14 protein-coding genes are annotated in these 20,953 nt (G+C 60.4%); 6 read left to right on the plus strand and 8 right to left on the minus strand.

Going from position 1 to position 20,953, the window contains the following annotated elements; all coding sequences use genetic code 11:
- Positions 1–43: 43 nt before the first annotated feature.
- Complete coding sequence (locus NA619_RS18875) at positions 44–2,041, minus strand: methyl-accepting chemotaxis protein (RefSeq protein WP_255963347.1); 1,998 nt, start codon at positions 2,039–2,041, stop codon at positions 44–46.
- Positions 2,042–2,319: 278 nt separating this feature from the next.
- A complete protein-coding gene (locus NA619_RS18880) occupies positions 2,320–4,056 on the minus strand; it encodes a tannase/feruloyl esterase family alpha/beta hydrolase (RefSeq protein WP_255963348.1) in 1,737 nt (578 codons plus the stop codon).
- 519 nt (positions 4,057–4,575) lie between these two features.
- Between NA619_RS18880 and NA619_RS18885 the strand changes: the two genes are divergently transcribed.
- On the plus strand, positions 4,576–6,216 hold the full coding sequence (locus tag NA619_RS18885) for a Na+/H+ antiporter (RefSeq protein ID WP_255963349.1): 1,641 nt from the start codon (positions 4,576–4,578) through the stop codon (positions 6,214–6,216).
- Here NA619_RS18885 and NA619_RS18890 read toward each other — a convergent pair.
- Both NA619_RS18890 and NA619_RS18895 read right to left on the minus strand, forming a co-directional pair.
- The gene (locus NA619_RS18890; RefSeq protein WP_255963350.1) at positions 6,213–6,953 is read right to left on the minus strand and encodes a hypothetical protein; all 741 of its coding nucleotides are present in this window, start codon (positions 6,951–6,953) and stop codon (positions 6,213–6,215) included. The genes NA619_RS18885 and NA619_RS18890 overlap by 4 nt on opposite strands.
- 19 nt (positions 6,954–6,972) lie before the next feature.
- Complete coding sequence (locus NA619_RS18895; protein WP_255963351.1) at positions 6,973–7,770, minus strand: alpha/beta fold hydrolase; 798 nt, start codon at positions 7,768–7,770, stop codon at positions 6,973–6,975.
- A gap of 203 nt (positions 7,771–7,973) precedes the next feature.
- Here NA619_RS18895 and NA619_RS18900 point away from each other — a divergent pair, with 203 nt between their 5' ends.
- The gene (locus NA619_RS18900) at positions 7,974–8,798 is read left to right on the plus strand and encodes an AraC family transcriptional regulator (protein ID WP_255963352.1); all 825 of its coding nucleotides are present in this window, start codon (positions 7,974–7,976) and stop codon (positions 8,796–8,798) included.
- Positions 8,799–8,843: 45 nt separating this feature from the next.
- Positions 8,844–9,173, plus strand: a complete 330-nt coding sequence (locus tag NA619_RS18905; RefSeq protein WP_255963353.1) for a gamma-glutamylcyclotransferase family protein — start codon at positions 8,844–8,846, stop codon at positions 9,171–9,173.
- 8 nt (positions 9,174–9,181) lie between these two features.
- On the opposite strand, the gene NA619_RS18910 is transcribed toward NA619_RS18905, so the two are convergent.
- Positions 9,182–10,096: a DMT family transporter gene (locus tag NA619_RS18910; protein ID WP_255963354.1), complete on the minus strand. Its 915-nt coding sequence runs from the start codon at positions 10,094–10,096 to the stop codon at positions 9,182–9,184.
- Between the two features lie 135 nt (positions 10,097–10,231).
- Complete coding sequence (locus NA619_RS18915) at positions 10,232–10,657, minus strand: VOC family protein (RefSeq protein WP_255963355.1); 426 nt, start codon at positions 10,655–10,657, stop codon at positions 10,232–10,234.
- Between the two features lie 112 nt (positions 10,658–10,769).
- Here NA619_RS18915 and NA619_RS18920 point away from each other — a divergent pair, with 112 nt between their 5' ends.
- On the plus strand, positions 10,770–11,636 hold the full coding sequence (locus tag NA619_RS18920) for a LysR family transcriptional regulator (RefSeq protein ID WP_255963356.1): 867 nt from the start codon (positions 10,770–10,772) through the stop codon (positions 11,634–11,636).
- Positions 11,637–11,663: 27 nt separating this feature from the next.
- Here NA619_RS18920 and NA619_RS18925 read toward each other — a convergent pair whose 3' ends face one another.
- Positions 11,664–12,884: an MFS transporter gene (locus NA619_RS18925; RefSeq protein WP_255963357.1), complete on the minus strand. Its 1,221-nt coding sequence runs from the start codon at positions 12,882–12,884 to the stop codon at positions 11,664–11,666.
- 280 nt (positions 12,885–13,164) lie between these two features.
- Here NA619_RS18925 and NA619_RS18930 point away from each other — a divergent pair, with 280 nt between their 5' ends.
- Positions 13,165–15,750 (plus strand): bifunctional diguanylate cyclase/phosphodiesterase, encoded by a 2,586-nt coding sequence (locus tag NA619_RS18930; protein WP_255963358.1) that lies wholly within the window; start codon positions 13,165–13,167, stop codon positions 15,748–15,750.
- 60 nt (positions 15,751–15,810) lie between these two features.
- On the opposite strand, the gene NA619_RS18935 is transcribed toward NA619_RS18930, so the two are convergent.
- Positions 15,811–18,336: a bifunctional diguanylate cyclase/phosphodiesterase gene (locus tag NA619_RS18935; RefSeq protein ID WP_255963360.1), complete on the minus strand. Its 2,526-nt coding sequence runs from the start codon at positions 18,334–18,336 to the stop codon at positions 15,811–15,813.
- Positions 18,337–18,777: 441 nt separating this feature from the next.
- Between NA619_RS18935 and NA619_RS25155 the strand changes: the two genes are divergently transcribed.
- A complete protein-coding gene (locus NA619_RS25155; protein WP_255963361.1) occupies positions 18,778–20,868 on the plus strand; it encodes an ATP-binding protein in 2,091 nt (696 codons plus the stop codon).
- The last annotated feature ends 85 nt before the right edge of the window (positions 20,869–20,953 follow it).

The following is a 20,953-nucleotide window of genomic DNA, read 5'->3' on the forward strand; positions in this document are numbered from 1 at the left end:
GAAAAGGCCCCGCAGGGCCTTTTCTGTTAACGAGTGCCTCGCGTTAGCGCACCTTGAATCGATTCACTAGAGCGGTCAGTCGTCCGTTGGTGCTGAGCAGCGACTCGGTGCTGCGGTCCACGCTCACACCGCTTTCCACCAGTTCGTCGACCACGTGGCGAACCGCGACCATGTTCCGATTGATCTCCTCGGCCACTGCGCTTTGCTCTTCGGCGGCGGTGGCGATCTGGGTGCTCAGATCGTTGATGTGAACGACCGAGTTGGTCATCTCGTCGAGGCCGACTGTGACCTGGGCAGTCTTGTCTGCAGTCGCCTGGCAGCTGACCTTGGTCTGCTCCATGGCTTGAACGGCGGAACCGACTGCTTGCTGCAGGTGGTGCAGCATTTCGTTGATCTCCGACGTGCTCTGTTGGGTCCGTGCCGCCAGGGCGCGAACCTCATCGGCAACTACTGCGAAACCACGGCCTTGTTCACCTGCTCGCGCGGCCTCGATTGCGGCGTTCAGGGCGAGCAGATTGGTCTGCCCGGCGATGTCGCCGATGACGCCCAGCACGTTGTTGATGCGCTTGGCGTCGGCTTCCATCGCCTGCACCTTGGCAGTTGCGCTTTCGACTTCGCTTACCAGCGCGCGCACGCTGGTGGATGCATCGTCGACGACCCGTTTCGAGGACAACGCGTTCTGGTTGGCAGTCTGCGTGTAGGCAGCGGTGTCGCTGGCGCTTTGCGCAACGGACTCCGCGGTCGAACTCATTTCATTGATGGCCGTGACTGCCTGATCTGTTTCCGATGCATGCCGTGCCAGCGCATCGTTGGTCGAACGTGACAGCTGCTTGAGCTGGCCGATTTCCGAGTGGATCTGGGTAGTCGCGTCGCTCACGTCGATCATCATGTTCTGCAGATAACCGATGAAGCCATTGACCGAGCGGCCGACCTGATCGACCTCGTCCTGGCCTTTGATATCGATTCGCTTGGTCAGGTCAGCATCGCCAGCGGACAGCGCATCGATATTAGAGCGCAGCACGTCAAGACGCTTCATCAGCTGGTTCAGCGCAACGATCATCAGCACCATCAGGATCAGCACCATCGGGATCTGCAGAGACGCCAGCGCCTTGAGCATCGCATCGCTCTTCGCCTCGAGATGAGCAGTGGGCAGCGCGGCGGCCAGCAGCCAGGGTGTTCCTTCGATGGGCGTCAGGAAGAAGCTGAACTCTTCTCCGGTTTTGCTGCTGTAGGTTTCCCGCTGAAGCTGTTGTGACGTGCCCGCCAACGCCTTCTGGATAGTGGCGATGAAAGGTGACTGGCTGGACAGCTCGGACACGTTGCGCAGCACCATGTCGCCACTCAGCTGCGGCTGGTTGCTCAGAATCTTGCCGTCGGCTTCAACGACCATGACTTCGCCACCGATCTCGTCCTGCTTTTCCGCAACCAGGCGGTTGAAGAAGCCCAGGGTCAGGTCGATCGTCGACACGCCCCACGCCGCGCCGTCCTTGTAGATGGTCATGGCGCAGTTGGTGCGCGGTTCGGCGCTGGCATCGTCCTTATATGCTGCGGCCCATACGCACTGGCCGCGCGGTGCCTGCAGGCCGCCACGGTGCCAAGGCTGTTCGAAATAATTCAGCGATTCGGGGGAGTTCCAGTGGGTGTTCACCACCAGCTTTCCGGACTGATCGCGATGATAGAAGGTGCTGTGCTTGGCGCGTCCGGGTGTGCGCTTTTCCGGCAGGGGCCAGATGCCGCCGCCGAAGACCTTCACATCACCGTACTGGTCCACCAGACCAGGCAGCACGCGGTCGATCTCATCGCTGTCCAACATGGGGACGGTTTGAGTGATGCTCCGCGCCTGAGCAGCAACCTGCGCCAGTTCGATCGAGATGCGCTGGCCGATTTCATTGACATCGGAAAGCACGATGGACTCGCCAGCTGCAATGAGTTGAGGCGTGACGAAACGCTTGATACCCAGAACAGTAAACAGTACGACCACGAGCACGAAGCCCACGAAAGTGATCGTATAGCGAGCCTTGATGGTTTGAAGCGAAAACATGAGTGAGAAACCTCTAGTCCAATCAGCCGTCGAGTGAAGACGCGGCAACAGGAGAGGTATCGGCTCTGGCCCAGGTAGCTTGAGGCCTCAGGGACCAGTGGTAGTGATGGCAGCTGGCGGAGGTCTGCATCGGCTCGATGCGTTCAGCCGACACGATAAGGGCTCGCATTGACGGCCGACTCGGCTGGGGCAATCAGGTTTTTTGCAGGCACATGTAATGCGGCTCGGCGAGGTGGGACGGAGCGCACGGCAGACCGAAGCGCTCCGTCCGGTTTTTCCTAGTTCTGATGACCGCGGCTTCTCATGCAGACGAATCTCGACGCATCGTTGATGTCGCCTCGCCCTTTGTACCTCGGCCAGGCCGGGTACTCACAGAGCGGCCGGGTGCGGCCAGGCACCGCGACGGTGTCGGTCACGATCTGCCGTCTGGGCGCGACGCCGAGTTCGACCCAGTTTTCCAGCGCTGTCAGCGAGTCCCAGGCGGCGTTGAACACCGTGCTGGCCGCGTGGGCGTAGCCGGGGATCTCGTAATAGCGCATGAAGTGCCGGGTTCGGCCCATCCCCATGTCCTGCTGAACGCGGCGATAGTAGTCCGCCGTGGCGCGTGTGCTGACCAGCTGATCGGAGGTGCCGTGAGCCATCAGGATCTTGCCGCCGTTTGCTGCAAAGTCGGACAGGTCGGTCTGGTTGACGTCCTGGCGCAGCGACAGCTGGTCTACTCGCGCCTGCCAGGGGCCGAGATTGCTTGGATCGAGCGAAAGCGAGTTGAACGAGGAATTGCGAGTGACGAAGTAGCGTACCCATTCATCCCAGAAGCCCGAATGATAGGGCGCTCCCTCGGTAAAACCGGTGCCGTGCAAGGGCATCGGATAGTCTGGCTGCAGCGTATTGAGCCCTAGCCGGTTGACCACCAATTGCAAACCTGTGCCGGGACGCCCCAGATCGGTGCCCCAGGTGTTGAAACCGGGGTAGCCGCGCTCGCCACTGGCCAGCGGTTGACTGAAGCGGATCGGCGTATCGAACACCTTGAGTGCTTCGATCTGCGCGTCGGACAGGCAGCGTTCACCGGTATCGGCGCCGCCAGCACAGCGTAACGGACGCCCGTCGAGCGTGGCTTTGGCAGGGTCGAATCTGGCATTGCAAGCCGCCTGATTACTGATGACACGATCACGCGCGCCGTCCATTTCGTCGCAGGCCTGCATCGCGGCCTCCAGCAATGCGGCTCGTTTTTCCAGGCTCGGGAAGGCACCGGGAGCGGCCAGCGCGCGGGTGATGCGGCCGAACTGCAGGTCAAGCGCTGCGGCGTTGTAGGCTGGATAGAGCACGATGGCGCCCTGAAAGTCGGTCGGCCACTGCTGCACCACCGCAAGCGCTTCACGGCCACCGGTCGAGCCTCCAGCGAAATAGCTGCGCTCAGGCGCGCGGCCGTAGCGCTGCGCGATCAGGTAGATCGCGGTATCACGGGTTTTCTTCAGCGCGTCGTGAGCGTAGTTCGCCAACGCTTCGTCGTTCCAGGCGAAGTCACCGGGGCTGATCGGATTGGCGACGTGTCCCGAGTCGCTGCCGAATACGGCATACCCGCGTCCGAGTGGGGTTGGCTGGTCGACCGGGCCGGCCGGCACGTTGCCGACAACGTTGGGAATGGTGCCGTTGTATCCGCCGCCGCCATACATCATCGCTTTGCCGTTCCACTGCTCGGGCAGCGCAATGCGCATTTTTATCGTCGGTGCGCTTGGGTCGACCGGTGCGATCTCCACATTCAAGTCGCAGTAGGGTCCATTAACCTGTGGTGCAGTGCCGCCACCTGGGGTCAATGTAGCGGCAGTCACGCTGGCACCGGAGGTCGGTAAAGCAATGGCGGAGGCGGGGATCATGGTGCCAGGCAGCTCATTGCATCCCGCCGCGAAGCCAGGTTCGGCAATTGCCAACGCCAGCAATGCGGGTGCGGCCACTAGCAGGTGAGGCGGGCGTCTGCAGTCATCGCGGATGACACGAAGAACACGGGGAGCAGTCATGGGGCTTCCTTCTTCTTGTTGTTGGTTTTGCGGACTGACGCGTCGAGGCGAGCAGGGCAGCGATCGGGCATTAGCCACGCGTGGATCGAAGAGCTAAAGCTATGCCAGCCGGCGCTGACGAGCCGCAAGCGGCGATGACCGGTCCGGTCGTGGGATCTCCAGCGCTCTGGCTCGGCATTCGCGAGTGTAAGAAGCGGAAGCCTGATCGGCGGAACCTTGTCCAGTTGTCAGGACAACGAGCGAAGAAATGTCATGCCAACTGGACACTGTGTCTTCTGTTCGGGACGTTTGCGACAGGCGGTACGGCTGAATGCCGCTAAGCGTCCTCTCGCGCGTGACGGAAAGACAGGGAAGTGACGTCTTCGCTTGTATTGCGATGAGCGCGGCAGCTATCAACGCGTTAGGTCGATCCGATCTGACGAGCGAGCCGGCTATTCCCAAACCCCTGACTATACTTTTGTCGTATGCGCGCAATCGCCGCATTCCGCCTTCATTTTTTTGTCGAGATCCGCCCGCCCCATGGAAACGCTTTATCTGATTTTCCTGCTGTTGCTCGCTGTAGGCGTAAGCCGTGTTCTGGCCAATGTCGTTCCGCTGCCGTTGCCCATCCTGCAGATCATCATGGGAAGCCTGCTGGCGCTCCCGCCGTTCGGCATGGGTGTCGAGTTGCGTCCCGAGATATTCATGCTGTTGTTCATCCCGCCGTTGCTGTTCTACGACGGCTGGAAGATTCCTAAGCGCGAGTTCACCGAGCATGGTCCCGAAATGACCGCGATGGCCTTGGTGCTGGTGCTGATCATCCTGGTAGTGGTCGGTTACTTCATTCACTGGTTGTTACCGGCGATTCCGCTGGGTGCTGCCTTTGCGCTGGCTGCCATTCTTTCTCCCACCGACGCGCTTGCAGTGATCGCCATCGCTCAAGGGCGGCTACCTCGGCACATGGCCCACCAGCTGGAAGGCGAGGCGATGATGAACGACGCCACCGGCCTGGTTTCCTTTAAGTTCGCGCTGGCTGCAGCCATTACCGGTAGTTTTTCGCTGGTCACGGTAACCGGCGAATTCTTCGTCATTGCCCTTGGCGGACTGTTGATCGGCGCAGGCCTGAGCTGGGCCGTTGGGAAAGGCAAACAGTGGATGACGGCCCGTGGGCTGTTCGATCCAGCCACCTATGTGGTGATGATTCTGCTGCTGCCCTTTGCCGCGTTCTTTCTCGCGGAGCATGCCGGGATGTCGGGCATCCTCTCGGCCGTGGCGGCGGGCATGGTGCAGAGCCGTATCGACATGCTTCCGGTGAAGACCAGTACGCGCATCCTCAACCGCAGCATCTGGGAAATGCTCGATTTCAGCTTCAACGGCCTGGTGTTCCTGCTGCTGGGTCTGCAGTTCCCTCGAATCGTAGAGCGCGTATGGCAGGACTCCGGCCAGGAGACCTACAACATGCCGATGCTGGTGTTCAGCGCCCTGGCGATCATGGCGTTGCTGCTGGTCATCCGTTTCGTCTTTGTATTTGCTTATCACTGGGGCGAAGCGCGGGTGCTTCGACTCCTTGGCAAGACGGTCCAGCCGAAGCCGCTTCGCTTGTTCTCCGCACTCAGTGCAGTGGCGGGCGTGCGCGGAGCGATCACGTTGGCCGGTGTGCTTTCGATTCCGCTGATGATCGGCGATGCGCCGTTTCCAGGCCGCGACCTGATGATCTTCCTGGCGTCTGCAGTGATCATCCTGTCGTTGCTGGTTGGCGCGGTGGGCATTCCGTACTTCCTCAAGCACATCCCGAACACCGAGGACAAAGAGCATCGAGAAGAGTTGAAGAAAGCGCGACGGCTCGCGGCGCAGGCGGCGGTCAGCTGGATGGAGAGCTGGAAGCAGGCCAACCCGGTGGAAGATGTCGACGATGCACTGCTGCGCAGCGAGGTTACCGCCCGGGTTACCGAGTCTTACCGAAAGGACATTGAAGCCCTTATGGATTATCAGGGCCGGGAAAACCAGGCGCGTGAAGCGATGGCACTGGAGCGAGATATCCGCGCCCAGGCCATTGCTGTGCAGCGAAAGGAGATGTACCGGATGAGGAAGCGTCACCAGATCGATGAGCAGATGCTGCAGACCCTGCTGCGCGAACTCGATTATGAAGAGGCCGCGCTGGGCGCAGGCGAGACGGCTTAACGGCCCGCCTGATCCTGCTGTGGTTCAGGTTCGAGCACGACGATCGTATGGTCGCTGTGCTTGAAGGAGACCAGTTCAACCAGCCATGCCTGTAGCACTGCAGAATTGGCTTTCTGGTTACGCATCGCGATAGAGAGTATTTCCCGCGCGATTGTCACTACCGCGCTTTTGCTGCCGAGAAAGTGCCAGTTGAACCAGCCGTCGCCATAGGTGAGCGGCGCCTTCTGGCCTGGCGCCAGGGGTATGTAAACCTTGACCGACAGGTCGAACAGAACCTCCGGCTTGGAGATGATCAGCAGCTTCACATCCGTCACTTTTCTCAACCAATAACGATGATCAAAGTGCCCTCCAGTGAGCGTCGCGGACTGGCTCAGGGCATCGTTGATCAGCGCTCGGTTATCGATGAGTTGCACAGTGAAGGCTTCCATATGCAGGGTGTGATGCCGGTCTTGAAAGGCTCGCGATAGGGCCGCTGAGCCACGAAACCAGCCGAAAGATCCTGGCGGTCGGTGCATCCTCGATGCAAGGTCCGCTTGGCATGCCGGGTTATCGGTACGTTCGCGTTTTTGTTTAATGCCGGATAGTGAAACGGTGATCGGTTTAGCCACCTTTAACACCGGCCACGCATGTGCCGAACCGGCGCTCAGTAGTGGTGAAGGCGCCGTATTCGCGGCGCCAGTGCTGCGGAAAACTCCCTTGGTCAGGAAGAAAAGAAACCGGCCGGTGAGCGTACTCACCGGCCGGTTTTTTTAGTTACTACCTCGTAGTGGCCTGGGCCGCTTCATCGATCAGTGCGGCCACCTCTTCCGGATAGGAGGTCATCACTACGTGGGAGGCGCCCGGGATGGTCACTGTCTTCTTCGATCCGGCCCGATCAGCCATGAACTTCAGCGCTGCTTCCGGAATGTTCTTGTCACCTGTGCCGTAGACGAACCAGGAGGGCACGTACTTCCACGCGTTTTCCTGGCTCTCCTCATTGAGCGCAGCGGCAGTGATGGGGCGTTGCGTGGCGGCCATGAGCGCCGCCTCGGCCGGTGCGACATCAGCGGCGAACTGTTCGGCGAATTTATCCTGCTGGATGTACAAATCCTGATTGCCATCGCTCAACTGCACCGGCTCCGCCAGCGTCGGGCCGAGCGTTCCGCCTGGAAACTTGCCAGCCAAGGTGGCCGCGCTTTCGCCGATGGCCGGGGCAAACGCGGCGACATACACCAGCGCCTTGACCTTGCTGCTGCCCTTCACCGCGTTGGTGATGACGCTGCCGCCGTAGGAGTGGCCGACCAGTACGACGGGGCCGGGGGTGTGCTCGATGATGTCGGACACGTACTCCGCGTCATTAGCCACGCCGCGCAGCGGGTTAGCGGCGGAGATAACTGGGTAGCCCTGGTCGATGAGTCGGGCCGCGACGCGGTTCCAGCTGGAAGACTCGGCAAAGGCGCCGTGCACCAGAATCACCGTCGGCTTGGCGGCGAAAGCCATGGCGCTGCCCAGGGTAGAGGCGGCAGCGAGGACAGTGGCGGCTACAACTTTGCGGCTTTTGGATGCAGTGGTCATGACGTTGATCTACCTTTTTCGTTGAGGTGGCTCGGATTCGGTTTGGTTGCTGGCTATGCTCAGGACCGGAGCACCAATGCTGAAACGGCTCAGGTCTTCAGGAGTGCCTTGCGTCAGGTGCAGGTACATAATGCGCAGACGAATCGGCGCTTCGGATTCAGAACGTCGACAATATGCAACTGATCGTCTAATCGAGGCTTGGAATGGATCGTCTATCTAGCCTGCTCACTCATTTCGGCATGAGTGCGGGGCTCTATCACAGCGGGGAGTTGTGCGGCGTTGCGGCGTTCGAAACCGCGGATCAGGTGGGCTACATCCATGTGTTGCGCGAGGGCAGCATGACGCTGCGCTTGGAGGACAACAGCGAGGTCAAGCTGACCGAGCCAACCGTCATGGTTTTTCCACGGCCCTATCGTCACCGGATGATCGCCAGTGAATCCGAGCACGCACGGCTGGTTTGCGCGACGCTGCGCTTCAGCGGAGGCGCGAACAACCCGCTGGCTGCGGCATTACCCGATGTGTTGCTTCTGCCGGTTGCCGAAGCGCCGATTCTCGATGGTGCACTGGGCTGGCTGTTCGAGGAGGCACTTGCCGGTTACTGCGGTCGGGAGGCGGTCATGGGGCGGCTTTTCGAGCTGCTTATCGTCCAGATGCTGCGCCACCTTATGGCCAGTCAGACCATGACCTCGGGAATGATGGCGGGGCTGGCGGACCTGCGACTGGCCCGCGCGATGACCTTGATGCATGCCGAACCCGAGCGTGCCTGGTCGGTGGCTGAACTGGCTGCCGAGTCGAACATGTCACGCGCAAGCTTTGCTGCAAGCTTCAGATCGGTGGTCGGCCAGACACCAGCCGACTACCTCACCAGCTGGCGCATAAGCCTGGCGCAGAAGCGCCTGCGAGAGGGTCGTCCTATCGCCCTGATCGCCGACGAAGTGGGCTACGAAAGCCCGTCCGCGCTTGCCCGCGCGTTCCGTCGCAAGACCGGGACCAGCCCGCGCGAGTGGCAGGCCGCCGCGAACGCATGACCGGCCCGGCGACGCAGTGCCAGATAGACCAAGCAGGACAGAGACATGACTGAACGGCTTTTCGTATACGGCACCCTCGCGCCCGGGCGGCCCAATGCGCACATTCTGGCTGACGTACCGGGCTCTTGGGAGCCGGCCAGCGTGACCGGCACCTTGCGAGCAGAAGGGTGGGGCGCGGCGATGGGCTATCCCGGCCTCGACCTGGACGAGAACGGCGAGACGATTGACGGTTTCGTGTTCAGTTCAGAAGCACTCGCCGACCATTGGGCCAGACTCGATCAGTTCGAGGGGGATGCCTACCGGCGCATCCCGACTGCCGTGCGGCTTGCCAATGGTGAGAGCGTGCAAGCCTATCTTTATGCGCTCAAAGCCTGAGGCAGGCACTACCGCCTGGCGATCGCAACAATCCAGCCGTAGCCGCTGACGAGAACGATGCCCGTCAGCGCCATCAAGGCACCGGCGACGAATCCTGGTTCGATGGGCTCGCTCAGCAGCCAGACGCCCAGCGCGACACCGAACAGCGGCGTCAGGAATGACAGTACGCCCAGCCGCGACGCCAGGTAGCGGCGCAACAGGCTGAACCAGATCAGATAGCTGGCAAAGGACACCAGCAGTGATTGGAAACCCAAGCTGAGCCAGACCAACCCGGTGGGATTGAACGTGGTGTGGCTGGTAAGCAGCGCTATTGGCAGCAGCAGCGCGAACCCCATCAGCAATTGATAAAGCAGCGTCTGGGTGGCCGGCAGTGACGACAGCCGAGTCGTGCGGACCAGCACCGTGGTCGAGCCCCAGGCCGCTCCGCCCAGTAACGCCAGAAAGTCACCCCAGAGCACGTCTCCCATGGCCGAATCGCTGGCGGCCCCGCGCAAGAAGGCTACCGCGATGCCGGCAAATGCAAGGCCCACGCCGATCCATTGCAGAGGTGCAAGCCGCTCGTTTGGCAGTTTCCAGTGCAGGCCCAGCGCGGCAAAGACCGGCGCGGTATAGAGAAACACCACCACATGCCCGGAAGAAGTGTGGAGCACGGCTTCGCCTACCAGCAGAAACTCCAGCGCGAATAGCAGGCCGGCCAGGCACCCGGCTTTCCAGATGCCTTGCGAGACGCTCAGCCGTTCTCGGCGAAACAGCATCAGGGCGCCAACCAGCAGCGCACCGACACCGGAGCGCAGCGCGATCTGCAGAACCGGGGAGAAATCCGCTGCGGTCGCCTTTAAAGCAATCTGCTGCATGCTCCAGATCAGACAGAGCATCAGCATCAGGCTAATGGCGGTGAAATCGAGCGGTTTACGGCTGTCCATCGCTAACTCCGGGGCGGTTGGCCGGGCATTGTCGGTCAGCTCGCCGCCGGTGTAAGCCACAGCCCGAGCCTGACACACCGCACAAGCGCCTCGCGCTGGCAGCGCAGTGCAGTCCCCCGATATCGCGGCAGGAATTTACTTCGCGAACAGCTGGCTCATGTCTTTGAAGGCTTTGAACTCCAGTGCATTGCCGCACGGGTCGAAGAGAAACATCGTGGCCTGCTCGCCCACCTGTCCTTGAAAGCGGACATAGGGCTCGATGACGAATTGCGTGTCACGCGCGCGCAGTCGCTCGGCCAGCGCCTCCCATTCGGGCCAGCTCAGAATGATGCCGAAATGCGGGACCGGCACGTCGTGACCGTCCACGGCGTTGGTGTGCGCCGCTTCCTGCGAGGCAGTTCTCGGGTGCTCATGGATGACCAGTTGATGGCCGTAGAAGTCGAAATCTACCCAATGCTCAGAGGAGCGGCCTTCGGCCAGGCCGAACACTTCACCGTAGAAACTCCGTGCGGCGGGTAAGTCGTAAACCGGGATGGCAAGGTGAAAAGGAGAGAGGCTCATCTGGGCTACCTGCTGTGGTTAGACGTGACGGCCATCTTGTCAATTTGTCGCACCCGTCGACAGCGGATATCTTTGCCATCGAGCCTCGAAAAAATCGATCAATGAAGGGCCTATGATCCGTGAACTGAAAACCCTGCTCGCCATCGCCCGGTGCGGCAGTTTCGCCTCCGCGGGTAACCATATCGGCCTCACGCAGTCGGCGGTGAGCGCCCAGATCAAGAACCTGGAAGCGGCATTGGGCTTTCGCCTTTTCGATAGAACGGGACGCTCTGCATACCTCAATGCAAACGGGTTGCGCGCGTTGCCGCTGGCCGAACAGATCGTCGAGACCTTTGCGCTGATGGGGCAGCCAGAGTCGCTCGATGACTACCGCGGCGAGTTGCGCATAGGGGCAATCGGCACGGTACAAACCGGGCTGCTTCCGGGCGCGTTGCTGCGACTGCTGGAGGAAGCACCAGGGGTCGCGCCCAAGCTGGTCCCAGGCGTTTCGCTGAATCTGCTTTCTCAGGTCGACGCCGGGGAAATCGATCTGGCGATCCTTATTCGTCCGCCCTATGCACTTCCGAAGGAGCTACACGCCGAGCTGATCGTGAAGGAGCCGTTCGTGCTCATTACGCCGCTGAAAGCTGTCGGCGACGATCCGCTCAAACTGATCATGGAACATCCATTCGTGCGGTACGACCGAAGCTCCTTCGGCGGCCGCCAGGTGAGTCAGTTTCTGCGCAAGCACCATCTGGACGTGCGGCCAGGGCTCGAACTGGACGAGCTGGATGCCATCGTCAAGATGGTTGAAAACGGCCTGGGTGTAGCGTTGGTGCCGAAGGCCGGGCTGTGGCTCGAACGCACACCTGCGGTGCGCATCATCTCCCTTGGCGCTGCAACCTTTTACCGGGACCTGATGCTGGTCAGCCGTTACAGCGCGCACAGGTTGCCTTTGCATCAGCTGTTTAGGCGCTGCCTGAAGGAGAAAGTGGACTAACCGGACTGTTGACCGGCGCGCTTGCAATCAAGCTGTGCTTTTCGTTCCCGGTAGGAAGATCGCCAGTACGCCGAACAGCGGCAGGAACGAGCAAAGGAAATACACGTACTGGACACCGTGGATATCGGCCAGATGCCCGAGCAACGCTGCGCCGATCCCGCCAAAGCCGAACATCAGGCCGAAGAACAATCCTGCAATCATGCCGACGTTCCCTGGCACCAGTTCCTGGGCGTATACGACGATGGCTGAGAACGCCGAGGCGAGGATGAAGCCGATCACGATGCTCAACACGGTGGTCCAGAAAAGATCAACGTGTGGCAACGCCAATGTGAATGGCGCTACGCCTAGGATCGAAAACCAGATCACCGCCTTGCGGCCAATCCTGTCGCCAATCGGCCCGCCAAAGAAGGTTCCAGCAGCAACCGCGCCCAGGAACAGGAAAAGGTGCAGTTGCGAGTTCGCAACTGACAGCTCGAATTTCTCGATCAGGTAGAAAGTGAAATAACTGGTGAAGCTGGCCATGTAGAAATACTTGGAAAAAACCAGAAGACCGAGCACGACCAGCGCGCTCAGAACCCGGTCTTTGGACAAGCCATGCGTGGCGGCCTGGCCTTGTTTGAGCTTGAACAATGCGAGGTGATCGGCGTACCAGCAGCTGATCCGGTACAGCACGAAAAGTGCAAACACCGCGAACAGCCCGAACCAGGCGACGTGGCTTTGCCCATAGGGAATGATTATGGCCGCAGCCAATAACGGCCCGAACGCCGAGCCTGCGTTGCCGCCCACCTGAAAGGTCGATTGCGCCAGCCCGAAACGCCCGCCGGAGGCCAGCCGCGCTACACGTGACGCTTCTGGGTGGAAGGTCGAGGAGCCGATGCCGATCAACCCGGCTGCCAACAGGATCATGGCAAAGCTGCCGACCACGGAGACCATCACGATGCCGATCAAGGTGCATACCGAGCCGGCTGGCAATAGCCATGGCTTGGGATGGCGGTCGGTGTGGTAGCCCACCCAGGGTTGCAACAGCGAGGCGGTGAGCTGAAAGGTCAGGGTGATCAGGCCAACCTGGGTGAATGTCAGGCCATAGCTCGCTTTGAGCATCGGGTAGATCGCCGGCAGCACCGCCTGGATCAGGTCGTTGATCAGGTGCGCCAGCGCAACTCCGCCGATGATACGCATTGCCAGCGGGCTGCCAGGGGAGGTTCCAGGTGCCTGCGTCACGCCTGTCTGTGCATTGCTAACGGCCATGAGAGTCCATCTAAAGAGGGGGTAACGGTCGATGCGCAAATGTGCCATCTTCCGATGTGAGTGCACCATCCCGAGCGATTCATCGCTCTGTTTCGAACGCCCACTGGTGCCTCCATGCATTTTCCTGATTTAGGCCAGGTCGATCGGTGTGATCCCGCGGGAGACGCTGACTTGCGCTACGCTGTTACATGTCCGTTGTATGCTTCAACCCGCGCTAGAACGCCGCGTCGCGCCCAGGGTCGAAGCCCGTAGTAGCCGCCACCATGTTTGGAGAACTTGCATGGCCCAACCTGATCTCCAATCCCGTCTTGCTTTCACGCTTCAATCTGCCGGTATGCTGGAGTGGTACGTCGAACTCGACGAGCCGCTTAATGACTCGAAGGCCGCAGTCGAAGCGGTTACTCACGCACTGGACGCCTGTTCGCTGGGCAGCACCTCACTGACCGAGTTTCTCGAGCACATTCATCCTGAAGACCGCGACACCGTCGCCGAAGAGGTCGCCATTGCGTTGTCGACCGGCGACGAGGTGCGTTTTGAATGCCGTGTCCTCGTCGGTGAAACCGGTGTCCAGACGGTCTGCGTCACGGGGCGCTCTACCGCACATCCCGAATTTCGATCGCTGCACTTCGTCACTCAGGACGTCACCGATTGCCGCCGTTCCGAAGCCATCGCCGAAGGCCAGATGCGCGCACTGGAGCGGGCGGTGGCGGGAGCACCGTTGACCGAGGTGCTGGTTGAACTCACCCAATCCGCGCAGAAGCAATCAGCCGGGATGATCCGGGCAGCGATCATGCGCCTGGATGACGATGGCAAGCTACGATTCGTCGAGTCGTCCAGCCTTCCGGATGATTTCGTTCGATCTCTCGATGGGATGGATGCGGGATCCAACGAAACGAGTTGCAGCGTATCGGTGCGCACCGGCGAGCCGAGCATCACCGCAGACATCAGAGTCGATCCGAATTGGCAACGACATCGCGGCAAAGCCCTGGAACACGGGTTTCATGCCTGCTGGTCGACACCCATTCTGTCAGCTGAGCGCGAGATCATGGGGACCATCGCCTGCTACAGCAGCATGCCATCCGTGCCGTCGGCCTTGGAACAGGAGGGCATCACGCTGCTTGCCAACACGGCGGCGATGGTCGTGCAACGTGACCGAGCCAATCGGGCCCGTGCCAAGGCAGAGCAACGAATGGCCATCAATGAGCGGCGCTTCCGGGGTCTGGTAAAAGCCACCAATAGCCTGACCTGGTCGACGAGCCCGGCGGTGGACATTATCGAGCCGCAAAGCGAGTGGAGCGAGTTCACTGGTCAGAGCTTCGAGCAAGCCTGCGGCAAAGGCTGGCTGGATGCCGTGCATCCTGATGATCGTCCGGAGCTTGAAGTGGTGGTCGGCGAAATGCATTCGGTCTTTACCAACAAGCGCGCCGAATATCGCGTACGCCGGTTGGACGGGCAGTACCGGCACATGGCAGGGCACGCGGTCCCGATCTTCGATGAGCGCGGCAACATCAAGGAGTGGTCCGGCGGCCTGACCGATATCACCGACCGCAAGCAGGCCGAGCACCGGTTGAACCACATGGCCACCCACGATGCCCTGACCGGGCTACCGAACCGGACCTATCTCAACGACCATCTGCGCGAACTGGTCAACTTCATTCCCGAAGGCCAGCAGGTGATGATCATGCTGATCGACCTTGACCGGTTCAAGGAAGTGAACGATTCCATGGGGCACGGTTATGGCGACGTACTCTTGGTACAGATCGCCCATCGGCTGCGTCAGGCGCTGCCCTCCGGTGATCTGGTGGCGCGATTGGGCGGTGATGAGTTCGTGGTGGTTGCACACTTGCCGGATGGAATCAGGTCAGCCGAGCTGATCGCGACCAACCTGCTGCGGGCCATCCAGGTGCCTTGTGATGTGCTTGGTACGCGCTATTACCCGTCGGCCTCGATGGGCATGTGTCTCTATCCCAACCCCGATACGACCATTGACGAACTGCTGCAGCATGCCGATATCGCCATGTACCGGGCAAAGGATGCAGGCGGCACGCGGATACAGTTCTTCTCTGCTGAGATGAGCATTGAAACCAAGAACCGCATGGCCCTTGAACTGGACCTGCGCGACGCGCTGGAGCGTGACGAGTTCGTGTTGCACTACCAGCCGCGCATTCGCCTGGGCGACGACACGGCCTGTGGCGTCGAGGCGTTGATTCGCTGGAATCACCCCACAAAGGGTCTGATTCCGCCCAATGCCTTCATTCCGATTGCCGAGGCCACAGGACTGATCTGCAATATCGGCAGTTGGGTCCTGCGCCAGGCCTGCGCGGACATTCAGCTATTGGTCGAGCGCATCGGGATCGATCTGGTGTTGTCCGTGAACGTGTCACCTGTTCAACTCAAATCGCCGACGCTGTGCAGCGATGTTCGACAGGCGCTGGAAGCATCGGGCATGAACGCGGCCCACCTCGAGCTGGAGTTGACCGAGTCTGGTCTGATCGAAGATACCGACACCTCGCACAAACTCCTGCGGGACCTATGCAACATCGGCGTCAGGCTGGCCATCGACGACTTCGGGACCGGATACGCCGGCATTGCTTACCTGCGGCAATATCCCATCGATGTCGTCAAACTCGATCGCTCCTTTCTCGGGCCGTCGTCCAATACGGACAGCTCACTTGATTTCATCAAGGCGGTGACCGAGATGTGCCATTCGCTTGGCATGCGAGTGGTGGCAGAAGGGGTCGAGGATTCGAACATGCTGCAGCAGCTGGTGCGGTCATCATGCGATGAAGCCCAGGGCTACCTGTTCGCTCAGCCCATGCCGTTGGCTGGGCTCAATGACTTCATCATCGACCGGCAAGCGAGCTGAGCATGCGCTGAGCTAGCTCGCCGTGTGGAGGTCCGGCCATGCCGGGCCGCCAAGGACTGCTCATCCTCTTGCCGCACTTCGGCTGATCGCTTGCTCCTGGTGCTCGTCGACGATCCGCTTGAAAGGCTCCGAGGCGGTAGGACGGCCCAGGTAGAACCCCTGGGCCTGGTCACACGACAGTTCGGTCAGCTTTCCAAGCTGCGTCACTGTCTCTATGCCCTCGGCCGTTACCGTGAGCGACAAGGCATGACCCATGCTGACGATGGCATGCACGATCGCCTCGCTGCTTTGCGAGTGATCCAGGCCGGAGATGAAGCTGCGATCGATCTTGATGCCGTCGAACGGGTAGGTGCGCAGATAGCTGAGCGATGAATAGCCGGTGCCGAAATCATCCATCGACAGCCGAACACCCAGCGCCTTCAAATGGTTCATGGTAATCAGCGCGGCGGCGGCGTCTTCAAGCATCACACTCTCGGTGATTTCCAGCTCAAGCCGTTCCGGTGATATGCCGGTTTCAGTCAGCGCCGCAGCGATGCGGTCCACCAGATCATTGCGCTGAAACTCCACCGACGACAGGTTTACCGAAACCATCATGCTGTCACCCCATGTCAGGGCGTTGGTGCAGGCCTCACGGATCACCCAGTCGCTGAGCTCGATGATCTGCCCGGTTTCTTCAGCCAGCTGTATGAAACTGTCCGGTGGCAGCAGGCCCCGGGTGGGATGATGCCAGCGCACCAGCGCCTCGGCCCCGACCAGCTTCTGCCCAGCCGCTTCGTAGCGCGGTTGAAAGTCCAGGCGGAACTCACGCCGACGCAGCGCGTGCCGCATGTCGATTTCCAGCTGTCGGCGCTCCATGATTCGCTCGTTCATAGCCGGCTCGTAGAAGCGGAACAGGTTGCGGCCGCTGGATTTGGCTTCGTACAGCGCGATGTCGGCGTACCGCAGCAGGTCCTCCCCATTAATGCCATCGAATGGCGCGCAAACCACGCCGATGCTGGTGCCGACACTGACTTCATTGCCGGCTATCGTAATTGGCTGATTGATGCGCTCGATAAGCCGTTGGCAGAGTCCCTCCGCTTGTTCGCGGGTCTTGCAGTCGGTCGCAACCACGACGAATTCGTCCCCGCCGAGCCTCGCCACCAGGTCGGTCGAACGAGTGCAACTGTTGAGCGCATTGGCCACTTCGCGCAATACCATGTCGCCCGCTGCGTGACCGAACGCGTCGTTGACCGGCTTGAACCGATCAAGGTCGAGCGCCAGGAGAAACACGGGACGGTCCGCGTTCAAGCCTTCGCTGAGGCGGCTATTGATGAAATGGTTGAGCCGATGACGATTGGCAAGGCCAGTCAGCGCATCGTGATGGCTGATGTGTTCGATCCGTGCCTTGGCTTCAATTTCTTCGGTGATATCGCAAACCGTGCCCTGGTAGCCCAACAGCCGGTCACCTGCACGCACCGCGCGTGCGGAGAGCTGGCAATAGCGCAGGCTTTCGTTCGCGGCGTTCATTTCGCAAGGTATAGGTCGTCGCCCGCTATTCGCACTCACCTCTGCCGTGATCGCCAGCAGCCTCCGGTCATAGGCAAGTAGATCGGTCAATGAGCGTCCCAGCCATTGTTTAGGAGACAGCCCGGTCAACTGGGCGAAGCGATCGGAAAGGTAGGTCAGGTTTTGCTGCGAGTCGGTTTCCCAGATCCAGTCCGATGACGCCTCGGATATGTTCTTGAAGCGCTGCTCGCTGATCTGCAATGCCTGCTGGGCAGCATCGATCATGCGGGTGGCGTGCATGACGCGCATGCGCAGCCAGCACACCAGTACCCCAACCAGCAGGCCGACGAGAAACAACACCGGCAGGAAGATTTTGAGGAGCGAAAGGCCGAGCTCTTCACTGTTCCATTGAAGGGTTACGGGACTGCCTAAAGCGGCCTGTAGCGTCAGTTTCGGGCTGGGCGAGCCGGGCAGGGTGCCAATGGTTGCCCTGAGATCGTCCAGGTCGAATGCCAGGTCGATGACCTTCAGCTTTGCCTCGGTCAGCACATCGACGTAAACGAGGTAGGACAGCGTCGAGAAGTCGTCATAGGAGCTGTCAGGGCGTATCACTGCTGCGGAAACAACGGTCGGGATTCCGGCCACCGAAAAATAGGCATGGGCCACCTCATCATCCGTGGACTTGTCGCGGGCCTCTTTCAGCAGGGCTGGGATGTCTCCCGAGATCCAGTCATTGGCAGGCGTTTCGCTCAAGGCGCCATCGATGATGCCGTAGCGGGTAGCGGCATCCGGCCCAAGGATGAAAACGCCGTCCAGACCGTAAGTCGAAAACAGTGAGGGCCCAATATTGTCTCCTTCAAAGGTCCAGGTCAGATCAATTTTGCTATGCGTGTAGTTGTAGGCGTCGTACCAGAATGCGTAGTCAGCTAGTGCAGTACCTATCTTGTCCTGGCGGCTTTCCATTGCCCTGGCAGCATCCGTTTCGCTGTGGTTCACCTGATGCTCATCCAGCGCAAGGCATAAATAGACCAGCGCCAACCCAGCCGCGATGAACAGTGCTGCAACTACGTAAACAAAACTGAGGGAGGCTTTGCGGGTCATGGCTGTATAGCCGGCTGACTCGAGAGCGGGGTTCGCTGCGGTAAGTGTCATTAGATCATTCGCCAAGCTGGAACAGGACTGCGCGAACTGACTGTGCGCAAGCTCTGTATCGGCGGTAGCGCGGTCTAGGTTGATAGCGGCTGCGTGATTCCGACCGGCGGCGGCCTCGCCTGGAGCCCGTCCAGCCGGCACTCGGGCGTCGTCCTCTTCGCGACATGTAAGGACATTGTAAAAAGCCATCGCCAGCGCCGATCCGGGCGCAGTACCATTTCGCGGACTAACTACCTGACGCCTCCATCAGCTCGTCCAACATTGGTCGTGCGGCTTTGTCACATCAGCGGTATCCCCTCTTGGTGATCGATGTGCCAATTCGAGATTGCGTGGCGGTTCGGCAAATATCTGCCAGCCGTAGGCCCGCCTTTCCAACCGACGAGCATCGATGTGAGCGCAGACGTGTCTTCCGAAGAAAAACGAATACTCATCGGTGCGCGCGAGGGCTCTAACGCTGCCGGCGCAATCAATGTGCTAACAGAAGAGGGTTATGCAACCCTGTTTTGCGGTGACGCGGCCGGTCTGATTCAACGGCTGGATGATGGTGTCGGCGCCGTGATCATCGACGACGCCTTTGTTTTGGCTCTGCTCGATCTCTCACCTGCGTCGAGGGCAACACCGGCCTGGACCAACATCCCCGTCATCCTGATAACGCAGCGTCAGGGCATGTCCCGTGCCGACTTCGCGGCGTTGAGTGCGCAGCTGCCGGCGAGTATCGCTGACCTGGTGGTTCTTGAATCGCCGCTGGGCGAGGCATCGCTGCTGAGCACGGTGGCCGCGGTATGGCGTTCGCGTCAGCGTCAAGTCGAGATACGCGACCGTTTGAATGAGCTGGCCGAGCAACGCGCCACGTTCGAAAGCCTGGTCGAACATCTTCCGGTCGGGGTGTGCCTCATCGACATGAACGGCGCCACGATACTCAGCAACCCGGCCTACGAGCGTTACGTGCCGAATCGGCAGATCCCCTCCGCCGATGACGCTCGTGCGGGGCGCTGGCTAGGTGTGGATAGTGACGGACAACCGCTGCCGCGTGACCAGTTTGCAGGTGCGCGCGCTCTGCGTGGCGAGCGGGTCTCGAGTCTCGATGCACGTTACTTCCCAGAGGAGGGTGGCGAGTTATGGGCCCGTATCAGTGCGGTGCCTTTGTACGATGCCAATCAGACGGTCAAGGGCGCTGCACTCGTCATCATCGATATCGACGCTCAGAAGCAGAACGAGGACATGTTGCGTCGTTTCAATGATGATCTGGAAGCACAGGTAAAGGCCCGCACCCGAGCGTTGGAAGATGCGCTGGAGAAGCTGACGCTTGAAACTCAGGAGCGCGCCCGTGCTGAGGAGCAGTTGCGACAGTCCATGAAGATGGATGCCGTAGGCCAGCTTACTGGCGGCATCGCGCACGACTTCAACAACATGCTCACTGGCGTCATCGGAGCGCTTGACCTGATGCGTTTGCGCATCGGCCGGCAGCAGTACGGAGATCTGGACCGCTACATGAGTGCTGCGCATTCATCTGCCAGCCGCGCCGCCGCCTTGACCCAGCGCTTGCTCGCATTCTCACGCCGGCAATCGCTGGAGTCTCGCGTCGTTGCAGTCAATCCGTTGATTCTTTCCCTGGGCGAACTCCTGCAGCGGACCCTTACAGAGCGAATCATCCTGGACATTCAGCTGGATGAAGCCAGCGGTCTGGCCGAGGTGGACCCCAATCAGCTGGAAAACGCATTGTTGAACCTGAGCATCAATGCCCGGGATGCAATGCCCGATGGCGGCACCCTGACCATTACCACCCGCCTGGCCCGGATCGATGCGGCAGAAGCCGCCGATCTGGGCGGTAACGCGGGCACCTACGTCGCGATCGATATAGCGGACACAGGCGTAGGTATTCCGGCCGCCATGCTGACGAAGGTCTTCGAACCCTTTTTCACGACCAAGCCGCTGGGGCAGGGGACCGGGCTGGGGTTGTCCATGGTCTACGGTTTTGTTCAGCAGAGCAGCGGGTTCATTTCGGTAAGCAGCACCGAAAATGCAGGAACCTCGATCACCTTGTATTTGCCGGCAGCGCAGGCATCGACCGAGGTGGCGGAAGCGCGCGCGGCTAATACCGAGGTCAGGTCGGGTACTGGTCAGGCCATTCTTGTGGTGGAAGACGACGACTCCGTTCGGTTGTTGCTCGATAGCGTCCTACAGGACCTCGGCTATAGGGTTCATCTCGCCGAGAACGGTCAGCAGGCATTGGACATGCTTCCTCGCATTGGCACCTTGGACCTGCTGGTTACCGATGTCGGGCTGCCGGGGTTGAATGGTCGTCAGCGCGCCGAGATCGTTCAACAGCGCCGTCCGGGGCTACCGGTTCTGTTCATCAGTGGTTATGCGGAGAACGCTGCCACCCGTTCCGAGTTTCTCGGGCCCAGGATGCGGTTGATGACCAAGCCTTTCACCCTCGAATGTCTGGCCGAAACGGTCTCGAGCGTGTTGCAAATCTGACGCTCCGCTCCGCTCCAGTCGTGCAACTTGGTGAGATGCGCCCGGTACGAAGCGGGTTGGTGCACAGACGTTCTAGAACGGTGAG

This window comes from Stutzerimonas stutzeri (genome assembly GCF_024448895.1).
Lineage (GTDB): Bacteria > Pseudomonadota > Gammaproteobacteria > Pseudomonadales > Pseudomonadaceae > Stutzerimonas > Stutzerimonas stutzeri_Q.